This window comes from Maribellus comscasis, from assembly GCF_009762775.1.
Classification (GTDB): Bacteria; Bacteroidota; Bacteroidia; order Bacteroidales; family Prolixibacteraceae; genus Draconibacterium; species Draconibacterium comscasis.
Genome location: NZ_CP046401.1, coordinates 1,357,911 through 1,372,802, shown reverse-complemented (window position 1 = coordinate 1,372,802; position 14,892 = coordinate 1,357,911). Strand labels below are relative to the sequence as shown.

12 protein-coding genes are annotated in these 14,892 nt (G+C 40.4%); 7 read left to right on the top strand and 5 right to left on the bottom strand.

From position 1 onward, the window contains the following. Positions 1-35 precede the first annotated feature (35 nt). Positions 36-2,036 (bottom strand): urocanate hydratase, encoded by a 2,001-nt coding sequence (locus GM418_RS05660; protein ID WP_158864017.1) that lies wholly within the window; start codon positions 2,034-2,036, stop codon positions 36-38. A 127-nt stretch (positions 2,037-2,163) separates the two neighbouring features. Here GM418_RS05660 and GM418_RS05655 point away from each other — a divergent pair, with 127 nt between their 5' ends. From GM418_RS05655 to GM418_RS05645, 3 genes are read left to right on the top strand one after another with little or no spacing between them, the layout of a single operon-like run. Next, positions 2,164-2,742 carry a LemA family protein gene (locus GM418_RS05655; protein WP_158864015.1) on the top strand — a complete coding sequence of 193 codons (579 nt, stop codon included), beginning with the start codon at positions 2,164-2,166 and terminating at the stop codon, positions 2,740-2,742. Positions 2,743-2,794: 52 nt separating this feature from the next. Then, positions 2,795-3,235 (top strand): TPM domain-containing protein, encoded by a 441-nt coding sequence (locus tag GM418_RS05650; RefSeq protein ID WP_158864013.1) that lies wholly within the window; start codon positions 2,795-2,797, stop codon positions 3,233-3,235. Positions 3,236-3,243: 8 nt separating this feature from the next. Beyond that, positions 3,244-4,035, top strand: a complete 792-nt coding sequence (locus GM418_RS05645; protein ID WP_158864011.1) for a TPM domain-containing protein — start codon at positions 3,244-3,246, stop codon at positions 4,033-4,035. A gap of 120 nt (positions 4,036-4,155) precedes the next feature. Here GM418_RS05645 and GM418_RS05640 read toward each other — a convergent pair whose 3' ends face one another. The 4 genes from GM418_RS05640 to GM418_RS05625 form a co-directional block, all read right to left on the bottom strand. Further along, complete coding sequence (locus GM418_RS05640) at positions 4,156-4,926, bottom strand: zinc ribbon domain-containing protein (protein WP_158864009.1); 771 nt, start codon at positions 4,924-4,926, stop codon at positions 4,156-4,158. A 32-nt stretch (positions 4,927-4,958) separates the two neighbouring features. Continuing rightward, positions 4,959-6,056, bottom strand: coding sequence for a Nif3-like dinuclear metal center hexameric protein (locus tag GM418_RS05635; RefSeq protein ID WP_158864007.1), 1,098 nt, complete (start codon positions 6,054-6,056; stop codon positions 4,959-4,961). Continuing rightward, entirely contained in the window at positions 6,053-6,400 is a 348-nt protein-coding gene (locus GM418_RS05630; protein WP_158864005.1) for a MerR family transcriptional regulator, read from the bottom strand. Before GM418_RS05630 ends, GM418_RS05635 begins: the two co-directional genes overlap by 4 nt. A 96-nt stretch (positions 6,401-6,496) precedes the next feature. After that, entirely contained in the window at positions 6,497-7,477 is a 981-nt protein-coding gene (locus tag GM418_RS05625) for a M23 family metallopeptidase (protein WP_158864003.1), read from the bottom strand. A gap of 186 nt (positions 7,478-7,663) precedes the next feature. Here GM418_RS05625 and alaS point away from each other — a divergent pair, with 186 nt between their 5' ends. The 4 genes from alaS to GM418_RS05605 all read left to right on the top strand — a co-directional run bounded on the left by alaS (position 7,664) and on the right by GM418_RS05605 (position 14,727). Continuing rightward, positions 7,664-10,282: an alanine--tRNA ligase gene (gene alaS, locus GM418_RS05620; protein WP_158864001.1), complete on the top strand. Its 2,619-nt coding sequence runs from the start codon at positions 7,664-7,666 to the stop codon at positions 10,280-10,282. Between the two features lie 223 nt (positions 10,283-10,505). Next, a complete protein-coding gene (locus GM418_RS05615; RefSeq protein WP_158863998.1) occupies positions 10,506-10,904 on the top strand; it encodes a DoxX family protein in 399 nt (132 codons plus the stop codon). Between the two features lie 3 nt (positions 10,905-10,907). Beyond that, on the top strand, positions 10,908-11,417 hold the full coding sequence (locus GM418_RS05610; RefSeq protein ID WP_158863996.1) for a cupin domain-containing protein: 510 nt from the start codon (positions 10,908-10,910) through the stop codon (positions 11,415-11,417). Between the two features lie 241 nt (positions 11,418-11,658). After that, positions 11,659-14,727, top strand: a complete 3,069-nt coding sequence (locus GM418_RS05605) for a cytochrome c biogenesis protein CcsA (protein WP_158863994.1) — start codon at positions 11,659-11,661, stop codon at positions 14,725-14,727. The last annotated feature ends 165 nt before the right edge of the window (positions 14,728-14,892 follow it).

The window sequence follows — 14,892 nt, the reverse complement described above, 5'->3', positions numbered from 1 at the left end:
ACTCGCCAGTGCAAAAAAGGTAAAAAAGTAGTTTTTTAAAGCAGGCTATCCAGCAAGTTCTCGTCCGTTTCATTGGGCAGGGTCACTTTTAAATCAGGATTTTGTTTCATGGCCTGCTGAATGGCAAATTTTGCCGGCGGATTTTGTGCCCAGCTTCGTCGGGCGATGCCGTTATTTACATCCCAGTGCAACATCATTTTTATCCGCTTGCCGGCTTCCTCCGATCCGTCGATTGTCATTCCAAAACCACCGTTGATCACTTCGCCCCAGCCAACACCACCGCCATTGTGCAGCGATACCCAGGTTGCACCACGAAAACTGTCGCCGGCAAAATTTTGAACCGCCATGTCAGCAGTAAGTGCCGATCCATCATAAATGTTTGAAGTTTCGCGGTAGGGGGAGTCGGTACCCGAAACATCGTGATGGTCGCGGCCCAAAACAATGGGTGCTGATATTTTCCCTTCTTTAACAGCTTTGTTAAAAGCCAGTGCAATTTGTGTGCGTCCGTTGCAATCGGCATATAAAATCCGGGCCTGCGAGCCTACTACCAGTTGGTTTTTTCCTGCCTCTTCAATCCAGTGAATATTGTCCTGCATCTGCATTTTTATTTCGTCGGGAGCTGTTTTTGCAAGTTGTGTCAGCACTTTTGCGGCAATTTTATCGCTTGTTGCCAGATCTTCCGGTTTGCCTGAGGTACATACCCAGCGGAAGGGACCAAAACCATAATCAAAAAACAGGGGACCCATAATATCCTGCACATACGACGGGTAGATAAATTCACCCCGTGTATCGATAATGTCGGCACCGGCACGACCGGCTTCCAGCAGAAAAGCATTTCCATAATCCCAGAAATACATGCCATTGTCTGTCATTTTATGAATGGCGGTTACGTGTCTTCTTAACGATGCATATACTTTTGTTTTAAATGCTTCAGGGTTGTCTGCCATCATCCGGTTTGATTCTTCCAGCGATAAATCAGCCGGGTAATATCCACCTGCAAAAGGATTGTGTAACGATGTCTGATCCGAGCCCAGGTCTATCCTGATATTTCTTTCCGCCAGCTCTTCCCACAGATTGATGATGTTTCCCTGGTAGGCCAGAGAAACAGCCTCTTTTTTTATTTGAGCCTCAAGCATTCGTTTTATAAGTTTGTCGGGGTCGGTGTACACTTCATCCAGCCAGCCCTGGCGATGTCGTATCTCAACTGCTTTGGGATTTATTTCGGCTACTACGCAAACTAATCCCGCAATTACCGCAGCTTTGGGTTGTGCCCCCGACATTCCACCCAGTCCGGAGGTCACAAAGATTTTTCCGGCCATGTTTCCGCCCGAGTGCAAACGGGCAGCGTTCATCACCGTAATGGTTGTGCCGTGTACAATTCCCTGCGGCCCGATATACATATAGGATCCGGCTGTCATTTGTCCGTATTGTGTTACGCCAAGCGCATTAAACTTTTCATATTCGTCTTTTGATGAGTAGTTTGGAATCATCATTCCGTTGGTAATCACCACACGCGGAGCATTCGGATGAGAGGGAAACAAACCCATAGGATGACCGGAATACATCACAAGGGTTTGGTTATCGGTCATTTCAGCGAGGTATTTCATTGTTAAGCGATATTGTGCCCAGTTTTGAAAAACAGCGCCATTACCCCCATAGGTAATCAGTTCGTGTGGGTGTTGCGCTACTGCCGGGTCAAGGTTGTTTTGAATCATCAGCATGATGGAAGCTGCCTGTTTCGATTTTGCAGGGTATTCATCGATTGGCCGTGCATACATTTTATAAGCGGGGCGGAACCTGTACATATATATTCGTCCGTAACTGTTTAGTTCTTCCAGAAATTCAGAGGCTAAAACAGTATGAAATTTTTGCGGAAAGTAGCGGAGTGCATTTTTTACCGCCAGCTTTTTTTCTTTTACCGATAAAATGTCCTTTCGTCGCGGGGCATGATTTATCGTTGTATCGTACGCTTTTAAGGTGGGGAGTTGGTCTGGAATTCCTTCTGAAATAGCTGATTTGAATTCTTCCGCTGTCATGGTTTCTGTTTTGATTTATCTTTTGATAGTAACAATACAGCGGCAAATTATAGGCTTTCCCCGATAAATGCACTGATTTTTCACACATTTTATGAATATTTGTAAGCATCAAAATAAAAAAGGAATTATGAAAAGATTATTTGTTGTATTGCTGGCAGTTGTTTCAGCTTTTTTATTCTCGAGTTGCGGGTATAATAAAATGGTTGAACTGGATGAACAGGTTGCTTCTTCATGGTCGCAGGTAGAAAATGTGTACCAGCGTCGTGCCGACCTGATTCCCAATCTGGTAAATACGGTAAAAGGTTACGCTGCACATGAACAGGAAACATTGGAAGGAGTGATTGAGGCGCGTTCAAAAGCAACATCAGTGAATGTAAATCCTGAAAATCTGAACCCGCAGGCTCTGCAACAATTTACCCAGGCTCAGGAAGGTTTGTCTTCAGCTTTGGGCCGTTTGATGGTCGTAGTAGAGCGATACCCGGATTTAAAAGCCAATCAAAACTTTCGTGATTTACAGGCGCAACTGGAAGGAACAGAAAACCGGATTGCTGTTGAACGGAGGAAGTTTAATGAAACTACACAATCCTATAACGCTTACATTCGCAAATTTCCGCGTGTAATTTATGCCGGTTGGTTTGGATTTGACAAGAAAACGTATTTCGAAGCACAACAAGGCGCGGAGCAGGCTCCTGAAGTTCAGTTTTAAAGTTGGTATCAGAAGATTTAAAAAATGAGAAGGAAAACAGAGGAGGGACAAAATGAGCGTATATAAACATTTTACAGAAGAAAACAAGTTGCAAATTACCAATGCAATCCGGGTGGCGGAAACAAATACTTCCGGGGAAATACGGGTTCATATCGAAAAACATTGCAAAGGAGATGTGTTAGACCGGGCTGCATATATTTTTGACAAACTGGAAATGCAAAAAACGGAGCTGCGGAATGGTGTCCTCTTTTACCTGGCTGTTGAAGACCAAAAGTTTGCAATTTTAGGTGATGCGGGAATAAACGAGAAAGTACCCGAAAATTTTTGGGAAGAAATAAAAGATGAGGCCATTGCCCGGTTTAAAGAAAATAAGTTCGCTGACGGATTGGCCGATGGTATCGTAAAAGCAGGTGAACAGTTAAAAGCTCACTTCCCCTACCAATTGGATGATGTAAATGAATTGTCGGATGAAATCTCATTTGGCGAAAAATAGGAGGAATAATGAAATCAATCAAATTAATACTATTATTTATCGGCGTTACCCTTACGGCTTTTGCAGAAATTCCTGAACGCCCAACCCCGCCGCGTTTGGTGAACGATTTTGCAAATGTTTTGAGCAGGAATGAATACAATCAGCTGGAAGGAACACTGGAACAGTTTGCACGGGAAACCTCAACTCAAATTGTGGTGGTAACTGTAAAAGATTTGGAAGGATACGATCCCGGCGATTATGCATTTCGTTTGGGCGAAAACTGGGGCGTTGGTCAAAAAGGGAATGACAATGGAATTGTTATACTTTTGAAACCCAAGGAAGCTGACAGCAACGGTCAGATTTTTGTAGCTACCGGTTATGGTCTGGAAGGAGTTCTTCCTGATGCAGTAGTGAACAGCACTGTAGTTGACAATGAAATGATTCCTCACTTTAAAGAAAACAATTATTACAAAGGGTTAGCCAGCGGAATAAAAGTAATTATGGACATTACCCGCGGGGAATATACAGCACAGGAATATCAGGAATATTACGCACAAAACCGGGGGGGAGGCATCCCGGTACTCTTTTTTATCATCCTGTTTTTTGTTGTGCTTCCCATATTACGCGGAAGACGAAGAAGGTTTTATTCTCCGGGAAGAAGCCTGCCCTTTTGGGTAGCTATGGGAATGATGTCAGGTGGAAATTCTCACCGGGGGTCATTTAATAATTTTTCATCCGGCGGGGGAAGCTTTGGCGGTGGCGGATTCGGCGGATTCGGCGGTGGCAGTTTTGGCGGCGGTGGCGCCGGGGGAAGCTGGTAGCGGATAAGAAAAAGACGGAATGAAAAATATAAAACCGTTTCCTGCCGGCAGGAATCGGTATTTTTTACACAAAAAAACCGATTCAATGTCTGAACCGGTTTTTTTTATAGTTTTTTGAATTTATTCAGTTTCAACTACGTTTATATCTTTATCAACCAGAATACGTCCGCAATATTCGCAAACAATAATTTTTTTACGGCTGGCAATATCCAAATGTCTTTGTGGAGGAATTTTGTTAAAACAGCCTCCGCAGGCATCACGCTGAATGGTAACAACGGCCAATCCGTTGCGCGCATTTTTACGGATACGTTTAAAAGCAGTCAGTAGCCTGGGTTCAATAAATGACTCAATTTTTTCCGACTTTGTTTTAAGTTTTTCTTCCTCAATTTTGGTTTCCTCAGTAATTTCCTGGAGCTCTTTTTTCTTCCGATCCAAATCTTCAATCCGTTCTTTTAATTGTTTTTCCGAACTGGACATGGTTTCTTTTTTCTCTGCCATCTCAGTGGTAAACTCTTTTATTCTTTTCTCTGAAAGCTGAATTTCCAGATTCTGGAATTCAATTTCTTTTGAAAGAGAGTCAAATTCACGGTTGTTACGAACATTATTTTGCTGTTCGGTATATTTGGTAATCAACGCCTGCGAATCTTTAATTGCAATTTTTTTGTTGTTAATTGCTGTATCCAGGTTTTTGATATCTTCCTCCAGGTTTTTCAAACGGGTTTTTAATCCGGCAATATCATCTTCCAAATCCTGTACTTCCAACGGAAGTTCGCCCCGCAGTGTTTTTATTTTGTCAACCTCGGAAACTACACTTTGCAGTTCATGCAACGCGCGTAATTTTTCTTCAATAGAAATGTCTTTGTCTTCTTGCCTTGAATATGGTGCATTCATCGCTATGTAATGTTAAATTTCAAACTTAAAAATCAGAAGTAAAAAACCGGGTTGGTATTCACTTCCGACAAACGGACTGCAAATTTAGGGAAATTTTTCGTAAGTAATTCATAAAAAAGATCTTTAGTGAATTGTTCGCTTTCGAAATGCCCGATGTCTGCAATTACTATTTTATTTTCTGCATCAAAAAACTGATGGTATTTAAAATCTCCGGAAACAAAAAAATCTGCTTTTGCTGAAATGGCATTGGGTAATAAAAATGACCCTGATCCTCCACAAATAGCTACTTTTTTTACCGGTTTTCCTTTCAAACGTGTGTGTTTTATTACTCCTGTTTGAAAGGTGTTTTTTAGGTGCTGAAGAAATTCCTTTTCTGTTTTTTCTTTGGGGAGGGTGCCGACCATTCCCATTCCGGCCTTTTCAAAATTATTTTCTAAAGGATAAATGTCGTAGGCTACCTCTTCGTAGGGATGGGAGTTTAAAAGCGCGCTTATTATTTTATGCTGCAAATAACCGGGGAAGATAGTTTCAAAACGAATTTCCTTTTCATAATGAATTTGTCCTTTTTCGCCCACAAACGGATTGGTGGCTTCATTTCCCCGAAAACTGCCCGTTCCTTCCAGGTTGTATCCGCAGGAATCATAGTTTCCAATATTTCCGGCCCCGGCGGCAAACACTGCCTCCCTTACTTTGTCGGCGTGTTCCACTGGAATAAAGGTAACCAGCTTTTTTAACTGTCCTTTTGCAGGTTGAAGAATTTGGCAGTTTTCCAGTCCGATTTTTTCACAGATGATCGAGTTAACGCCTCCCGTTACACTGTCAAGATTAGTGTGTGCCGCAAAAATAGCAATGTTGTTTTTTATCGCTTTTATTATGGTTCTTTCCACATAATTCTTCCCTGTAATTTTTTTCAAGCCAGAGAAAATGATCGGGTGATGTGCAACAATCAGTTGTGCCTTTTGGGCAATGGCCTCGTCAACTACTTCTTCCGTAACATCAAGCGAAATCAGAACAGAATCAACTTCGGCGTTCTCCAAGCCGATAATTAATCCGGCGTTATCGTATGATTCCTGTAATTGTGGCGGTGCCAACTCTTCAAAAAAATGTACAATTTCTTTTATTTTCGTCATGCTTCGTTGCCCATTTTATCCCTTATTTCCATCAATTCCTGTTTTATTTTCTGTAGTTTTTTTACAATCTCAAAATCGTGAGAAGTTCCTTCCGGATTATCTTTTAGTTTTTGTTTTGCACCTTTTATCGTTAACCCGCGCTCTTTTACCAGATGATGAATTAGTTTCACTACTTCAATATCTTCCTTCGAAAACAAGCGGTTGCCTTTTTTGTTTTTTTTCGGCTTTAGCGCCTCAAATTGATTTTCCCAATAGCGAATAACCGTAGTTTCCACATCCATCATTTTAGCTACTTCGCCAATTGTAAAAATTACTTTTTCTATTTTGGGTTTTTTGTACGGCACCGGCAATCAAAATTAGCTTAGCATTTTTAAATTTCAGCTAAAGATAAAAAGGAGCGAATGTGTTGTCAAGAAAATTGATAAATTTTTGCCTTTTATTTAATCGAGTGTTTGACCGATATTGGATGAAATGGCAATCATTTTGTCATATTCCTGCGGAGTAAGATCTTTATAGTAATAGAAAGCGGGATTTATGGCACGCCCGTTTTTATGAACCTCGTAATGAAGGTGTGGTGCTGTTGAACCGCCTGTGTTTCCTACATAACCAATAATGTCACCTCGTTTTACCTGCTGCCCGCGTTTTACATCAAATGCGCTTAAGTGGCCATATAAGGTCTCGTAATCGTACCCGTGATCAATTTTTATTACAAGTCCAAAACCAACCCTGCTTCTTGATGAGCCACCAACTTCAATTACTTTTCCGTCGCCGGTAGCATAAACCGGAGTTCCCGTTGGAGCGGTAAAATCCATTCCATAGTGAAATTTACGAACTTTATAAATCGGGTGCATCCGGTATCCCCATCCACTGGCTGTTCGCTTCAGATTTTTATTCGCGACCGGTTGAATGGCTGGAATACTTGCCAGCATTTTTTCTTTATTTAATGCCAGTTCCAACACTTCGTCGTATGATTTTGATTGGATATATGCTTCTTTGGCCAGCATGTCCAGCTTTCTGGCAGTTGCGATAACCATTTTGGAGTTGCTCATATCTTCCAGCTCGGAGTATTTGTTTGTTCCCCCAAAACCGGCTTTTCTTACCGACGAAGGAATGGGCTCCGCTTCAAAAACCACACGGTAAATATTATCGTCACGTTGTTCAAGTTCAGCCAGCACTTTATCAATTTTCTCCAAATCTTTCGACATCAGTTCATACTGTGTCAGAAGTCTTTTGTTTTCCCGCTCAAGTGATTTCGTCTTAGGCGTTTCATACATATTCAGAAAAGCAATTACAAAAAGTAAAGCCAATGCAAAACTACTTGCAAAATGGGCTAAAATTTTTGTCAGTTTTTCTTTGATTGAAATACCAACTCTCTCGTAATTTAAGGTATCCGGATTAAACTTATACTTTTTTTTCGCCATATAATAAAGGCTAAATTTTAGTTTCTGTTTCTAAGCAAAATTAATTAAAACGTCTAACTTTGCAAGAATTTTAAAATTTACGTTTTAAAATTATCGCGGCAAATGTAACTAAATAACACTCAGTGAGCTAAATTATTTTAGTTACATTAATTTTTTTTAACAAAACGAAAAAGACAAACAAGATATATGAAGACTTCAAAAGAGATACGTAAAGCATTTTTGGATTTTTTTAGTGAAAAAGAGCATCAGGTGGTAAAATCGGCTCCAATGGTTGTAAAAGGTGACCCAACGTTGATGTTTACCAATGCGGGAATGAACCAGTTTAAAGATTTGTTTCTTGGAAATGAACCAATAAAATGGAACCGGATTGCCGATACTCAAAAATGTTTGCGTGTTTCCGGAAAACACAACGATTTGGAAGAAGTTGGACTGGATACGTACCATCACACCATGTTTGAAATGTTGGGAAATTGGTCGTTTGGCGACTATTTTAAAAAGGAAGCCATCGACTGGGCCTGGGAATTTTTGGTTGAACGTATGGGAATTCAGGCCGGACGTTTGTATGCAACCGTATTTGAGGGAAGTTCGGATGATAATCTGGGACGCGATGACGAAGCTGCCGGTTTTTGGGGAAAATACCTGCCGCAAGACAGAATTTTAAACGGAAACAAAAAAGATAATTTTTGGGAAATGGGAGATACCGGCCCCTGCGGACCTTGTTCTGAAATACATGTGGATTTAAGACCAGAAGAAGAAGTTGCAAAAATATCAGGTCGTGAATTGGTAAACAAAGACCACCCGCAGGTGATTGAAATATGGAACCTGGTTTTTATTCAATTTAACCGAAGGGCAAATGGGAGCCTGGAAGAATTGCCCGATAAACATGTCGATACCGGAATGGGTTTTGAACGCCTTTGTATGGTTTTGCAGGGTGTAACGTCGAATTACGACACCGATATTTTTCAGAACACCATAGCTGAAATCGGAAAATTAAGTGACAAAAAATATGGTGATGAAGTAAAAACAGATATCGCCATGCGTGTAATTGCCGACCATCTTCGTGCAGTTGCATTTGCCATTGCCGACGGTCAGCTTCCTTCCAATAATAAAGCGGGGTATGTAATTCGCCGGATTTTACGCCGTGCTGTTCGTTACGGATATACCTTCCTTGATTTTAAAGAAGCTTTTATTTACAAATTGGTTAACGTGCTAAACCAAACCATGGGAGAGGCTTTTCCTGAATTGGTAAGTCAGCAGACTTTAATTGAAAAAGTAATCAAAGAGGAGGAAGAGTCGTTCCTGCGAACTTTGTCTACCGGAATAAAGCTTTTGGATGATATTGTTGGAAAAGCCAAACAAAATAACCTTGACAAGGTGGGCGGAACAGATGCTTTTGTTCTTTACGATACATATGGTTTTCCGTTGGATTTGACAGAACTGATTGCCCGTGAAAACGGACTTGGAGTAGATGAAAAAGGTTTTGCAGTGGAAATGGAAGCGCAGAAAAACCGCTCGCGAAATGCTGCCGCCCAGGAAACCGACGACTGGGTAGAAATTCGTAAAATAGAAAAAACAGCGTTTTTGGGTTATGACAAACTGGAAGCGGAAATTCGTATCTCACGTTACCGGAAAGTGACCCAAAGGAAAAAAACATTTTATCAACTGGTTTTTGACCAGACTCCCTTTTATGGTGAATCCGGTGGTCAGGTTGGCGACACGGGATATATTGAATTCAATGGAGTAAAAACACCAATTTTTGATACTCAAAAAGAGAATAACCTGATTGTTCATTTGACGGCAAAACTACCGGAACAGCCGGAGGAAACTTTTAAGGCTGTTGTTAACACAGAGAAACGTATTCAAACCGCAAATAACCATACCGCAACTCACCTGTTGCATGCAGCCCTCCGCGAAATTCTCGGAAGTCATGTTGAGCAAAAAGGGTCGCTGGTAAATGCCGATCATCTTCGTTTTGATTTTTCACATTTCCAAAAAATGACCGATGAGGAGATTGAGAAAGTGGAAACCATTGTAAACCGGAAAATTCGTGAAAACGCACGGCGTGAAGAAAACCGGACAGTACCGATTGAACAAGCCAAAGAAATGGGAGCGATGATGCTTTTTGGTGAAAAATATGGCGACGAGGTTCGTGTGATAAAATTTGGTGAGTCGGTTGAATTGTGCGGCGGAACACATGTCGAGGCTACCGGGCAAATTGGTTTATTTAAAATTGTTTCGGAAGGTGCCATTGCTGCCGGTGTCAGGCGTATAGAAGCGATCACTGCTGACCACGCAGAGCGTTTTGTAAACGACCAGTTAAAAACTTTAAAAAGTATTCAGGACACGGTAAAAGGGTCAAAAAACATCCTCGAAAATGTGTTGAATTTGATGAAGGAAAACAGTGAGCTTTCCAAACAAATTGAGGTGTTTAACACCGAACGGGTAAAAATTCTGAAAGCCAGCTTAAAAAGTAAGGTTTTACAGGAGAGAGGAGTAAATATTATTTCCGACCGGATTGATGTGGATAATGCCGGAATGATAAAAGATTTGGCCTTTCAGCTAAAAGGAGAGGTTGAGAATCTGTTTTTAGTTCTTGGTGCAGAAATTAACGGAAAGCCTAATTTAACGGTGATGATTTCCGAAAATCTGGTAGAGGAAAAAGGTTTGAACGCCGGACAAATTGTACGTGAAGCTGGCCGTGAAATTAAGGGCGGCGGCGGCGGACAACCGTTTTATGCAACAGCGGGCGGAAAAGACGCTTCCGGAATTCAGGCAGCCATCGAAAAAGCACTTTCCTTTTTGTAATAGGGAGAGATGTATTTTGAGACTGTGCCCGTAAATTCCCGGTAAAACGAATTTGATGTAACGAATAACATTTTTTCCTGATGTTTAAGAGAGCAGTTATTGTATTTCTGCTTTGAAAATAATGTCGCAAATTTACCCCACTTTGTCGCAATACCGGAAAGAAAAAAAGATTTAAATTATTGAAATTTGTTTCATTCGTTTCTAATAACAAAATTAAAAAACGATGAAAACAAAAGATTTAACTTCAAACCGGGGTATTGTTTTTGGATGGATTGTCAGTTCGTTAGCCATACTTTTTCTTCTTTCCGACAGTGTCGGGAAATTGATAAAACCCGAAGCCGTTGTTGCAGCGACCCTTGAACTGGGGTACCCCGAAAGTACTGTTACGGGGATGGGTATTGTATTGCTAATTAGTACGCTGTTGTATGCCATTCCGCGTTTTTCGTTTACAGGCGCATTACTTCTTACCGGCTATTTGGGTGGGGCAGTAGCCACTCATGTACGTGTTGAAAGTCCGCTCTTTTCTCATACTCTTTTTCCGGTGTATATAGCTGTTTTTATCTGGGGAGGCTTGTATCTTCGAAACAAAAAACTGCGTGAAATTGTCATAAATAAAAAATAGCGTATGACAACCATTTTTACAAAAGATGACTTTGAATTCAAGGAAAATTCGAACGCCGTTGAAAATTTCAGAATGTTTACTGCGTCTCCAAGGTTATGGGAAGTAGCAAAATCAGAAAATTTAATATTTGACATGCGAAAACTCAAGCCCGGAGAATTCTCATTTCCGTATCATTTCCATCAGTTTGCGGAAGAATTAATGATGATTGTTTCAGGTGAATTGACAGTGCGTTCACCCGATGGTTTTGAGGTGTTGAAACAAGGTGATATTGTGTTTTTTGAAAAGGGTGAAAATGGAGCCCATCAATTTTTTAATCATACCGACAAACCCTGCGTTTACCTTGATATACGCGTTCTTATTGGTTTTGATGTGTGTGAATACCCCGACACGGGAAAAATAAATGTACTGGGATATGGAAACTTTATGAAGGACTCAAAAGTGGAGTATTTTGAAGGTGAAGAAAATATTGTTAAAAAGTGGAAAGAGTTAAAAAATAACCGGCAAACTAAATAGCTTATTTCCAAAATTGAACAGTTATTGAGTATTGGCAGCAAGTTTACAAGTATTTGGAAAATAAAATACAGAAAAGTCCGGTTTTATAACAGACTTCTTTGATTTGTTCTAAATAAAAATTATTTTCATCCGATTTAATTTTTAACAGAAAATAAATCGGACAGCAAAACCATTTTAATCTGAATCTGTTTAAAATTTCGGTTTTCCTATTTTCGGTTTACTGGAATAAATTATAGGTTAAATGAAAAAACTGTATTTTTTTATCACTTCTTTGCCATTTATGGCCTTTTTGTTTTTAATGCTTGCCTTTTCAATGGCGATTGCCACTTTTGTTGAAAGTAGTTACGGAACACCAGCAGCCAGATCGCTTATATACAATACGCGCTGGTTTGAAATGCTTTGGGCATTGTTTGCCCTTAACCTGATAAATAACCTCTTCCGTTATAATTTCTTTACAAAGCAGCGTTTTACTTTGGGCGTATTTCATATTTCTTTCCTTGTAATTTTGCTCGGCGCTGGAATTACGCGTTTTTTTAGTTTTGAAGGAGTAATGCATATTCGCGAAAACAGCAGCTCGAATTCTATTCTTTCTTCCGATGACTATTTTTATGCGGGTTTTGGCACTCAGGAGAAGGAAAAGCAAGTAAGGTTTTCAGAACTAACGCCAAAACAATTTTCTGCAAAATTTGATGTAAGCGGTCAAAAAGTAAAAGTAAAGTCAATTGGTTTTATCTCCGATGCTGAACGCAAACCCATTCCCTCTGAAACGGGAGAGGCGGTTATCGATTTTGTTTTTTCGTCGTCTACGGCACAGGGAATGCAGTCGTATTTTTTTACAAAAGGGGATTTGCTTGATTATCCCGGATTTAAAGTAGGGTTTGAGACCATTTCAGAACCCGATATCAGGTTTTTCCGACAGAATAACCAGTTGTATATGACCGCCGGTAAGCCACTTACTGAAACTACAATGGCAACACAGGAAAAGCTAACTTTTAGTGCCGGCGATACGATACAGGTGAAAAGTATGTTTTTGTACGGGTACGACGGATTTCAGTTTTTAATTCGCAGCTTTTTGCCCGGAGCCACATTTTCAGCTGTAAAAAGTCAGAACGAAACGCATGAGGATGCAGTTATCATTCAAATTTCTGATGGAATCCGAACACAGACAGTTCCGGTTTTTGGTCATTCAGGAATGTCTCCCGATACTGTGCAGGTACCACTGGGAAATGGTACTTTGGAACTTGCATATGGTGCTTTGCCGCTCGAAGTTCCTTTTAGTATTTATCTGAAAGACTTTCAACTGGAAAGATATCCGGGCTCAGAATCTCCGTCATCGTTTGCCTCCGAAGTGGTTCTTCGTGATGAAAGTGTGGGGCTGGAAGAGGATTATCGTATTTTTATGAATAACACTTTGGTTTATAAGGGATATAAATTTTTTCAGTCTTCTTACGATCAGGATGAACAGGGAACAGTCCTTTCTGTTAATCACGATTTTGTGGGGACCTGGGTTACCTATATCGGGTATGCTCTTTTAATTATTGGAATTATTCTTTCACTGGTAAACAGATATTCTTATTTCAGATTTTTGGCGCGTAAACTTCAACAGATTTCAGTAAAAACGGTAGTCGGAGTTGCATTGTTAACAGGCATGTCAGTTTCGGCTTCCGCACAATCCGGAATTGGTGCAGGGATTCCTGATATCCACGACCAGATTGTAATAGATTTTAGTGAATTGTGGGTACAGGGAGTTGACGGACGAATTGAGCCAATTTCGACACTCAACAGTGAAATCGTCAGAAAAGTAAGCCGCAAATCATCACTTTACGGGAAAACAGCTGATGAAGTAGTTTTAAGTATGATGACTTACCCAGAGATTTGGAGGACATTGCCAATTGTGCGTGTTTCAGCAAAAGAACTGGCGGCTGAAATTGGAGTAAGCGGGAAATATGCAAGTATTCAACAACTTTTTGATTCGGAAGGAAATTACCTGATTGCGGATAATGTAAGAGCCGCATACAGCAAAATGCCTGCTTTTAGAAATCAATTGGAAAAAGAATACATCTATCTTGATGAGCGGGTGAATATTTGTTTTATGGTTTTTGGGGGTTCTCTTTTTCTGGTTTATCCCCGGGAACACCGCGATGATCCGTGGTATGCACCTGGTGCTGAAGCCACTGAATATTCAGGTGGCGATTCTATTTTTATAAAAAGCGGGTTCCAATTATTATTGCAGTCCATTGCCGGAAAACAAAATGCTGATGCGGTGGAGGTGCTGCAGGCTATCGGAAATTTTCAGCAGAAATATGGCGCTGAATTACTGCCGTCGCAAAGCAAAAAAGATATTGAGATTTTTTACAACCAGACAGATCCTTTTAAACGAATCTTTCCGTTTTACCTGATGTTTGGTTTTTTACTTCTGGTTGTACTGTTTATCAATATTTTCAGGCAAAAACCTCTGCCAAAATTTATTCGTATCATTTTCTTTGGGTTAATAGTCGTTTTGTTTTTGATTCATACAGCCGGCTTAATAACGCGTTGGTATATTTCCGGCCACGCACCATGGAGTAACGGTTTTGAGTCAGTGGTTTATGTTGCCTGGGCTGCCATGCTGGCCGGTTTAATTTTTGGCCGAAAATATCCGATGGTTGTCGGTACGGCGGCATTCCTCTCTGGTATTGCGCTGTTTGTTGCCCATTTAAGCTGGATGAACCCGGAGGTAACCAATTTGGTTCCGGTATTAAAATCGTACTGGCTTGCTATTCATGTGGCGATTATTACTGCCAGTTACGGTTTCCTTGGCTTAAGTATGTTTTTAGGCGTTATGACAATGATTTTAATCGTTCTTCGAAAAAAATCAAATGCCGGAAAGGTTTCAGGCTTTATTGAGCAGCTTACAACCATAAACGAAATGTCGGCTACGGTTGGATTGTATTTTTTAACCATCGGAACTTTCCTTGGAGGTGTTTGGGCAAACGAAAGCTGGGGGCGTTACTGGGGCTGGGATCCAAAAGAAACATGGGCGTTAATCAGTGTGGTTATCTACTCTTTTATTGTTCATATGCGTTTAATCCCTTCTTTAAAAGGTATCTATAATTACAGCATGGCTTCGATTGTTGGCTTTGCATTTATTTTAATGACTTATTTTGGTGTAAACTATTTCTTGTCAGGCTTACATTCATACGGTAAGGGTGTAGTCGACGGAATCAGTCCGGCGGTTCCCGTTTCAATATTGGTGTTGGCTGGTTTACTGGTTTGGGCGTATATAAAAGATTCACAATTTGAAAAGGAAAAAGCCCGAACTTCAAGTTGAAGCTTTGATTCGAACCAAGGCTATTCTTCAAAAGGGTATGAAAATTAATTTTTAGTTTACATAAGATTTGTTCTTTTGAATAAAATGCTCTAAAATTCGATGCTGAAAAATGTAATTGTCTGTTTTTCAACGAAAAAGTTTTGTTTTGACTGATTCCAAATAAGT

Excerpts from the sequence above, each read along its gene's own strand:
- GM418_RS05660 (WP_158864017.1), bottom strand. The coding sequence starts at position 2,036 with ATGACAGCGGAAGAATTCAAATCAGCTATTTCAGAAGGAATTCCAGAC.
- GM418_RS05655 (WP_158864015.1), top strand. The coding sequence starts at position 2,164 with ATGAAAAGATTATTTGTTGTATTGCTGGCAGTTGTTTCAGCTTTTTTA.
- GM418_RS05650 (WP_158864013.1), top strand. The coding sequence starts at position 2,795 with ATGAGCGTATATAAACATTTTACAGAAGAAAACAAGTTGCAAATTACC.
- GM418_RS05645 (WP_158864011.1), top strand. The coding sequence starts at position 3,244 with ATGAAATCAATCAAATTAATACTATTATTTATCGGCGTTACCCTTACG.
- GM418_RS05640 (WP_158864009.1), bottom strand. The coding sequence starts at position 4,926 with ATGAATGCACCATATTCAAGGCAAGAAGACAAAGACATTTCTATTGAA.
- GM418_RS05635 (WP_158864007.1), bottom strand. The coding sequence starts at position 6,056 with ATGACGAAAATAAAAGAAATTGTACATTTTTTTGAAGAGTTGGCACCG.
- GM418_RS05625 (WP_158864003.1), bottom strand. The coding sequence starts at position 7,477 with ATGGCGAAAAAAAAGTATAAGTTTAATCCGGATACCTTAAATTACGAG.
- alaS (WP_158864001.1), top strand. The coding sequence starts at position 7,664 with ATGAAGACTTCAAAAGAGATACGTAAAGCATTTTTGGATTTTTTTAGT.
- GM418_RS05615 (WP_158863998.1), top strand. The coding sequence starts at position 10,506 with ATGAAAACAAAAGATTTAACTTCAAACCGGGGTATTGTTTTTGGATGG.
- GM418_RS05610 (WP_158863996.1), top strand. The coding sequence starts at position 10,908 with ATGACAACCATTTTTACAAAAGATGACTTTGAATTCAAGGAAAATTCG.
- GM418_RS05605 (WP_158863994.1), top strand. The coding sequence starts at position 11,659 with ATGAAAAAACTGTATTTTTTTATCACTTCTTTGCCATTTATGGCCTTT.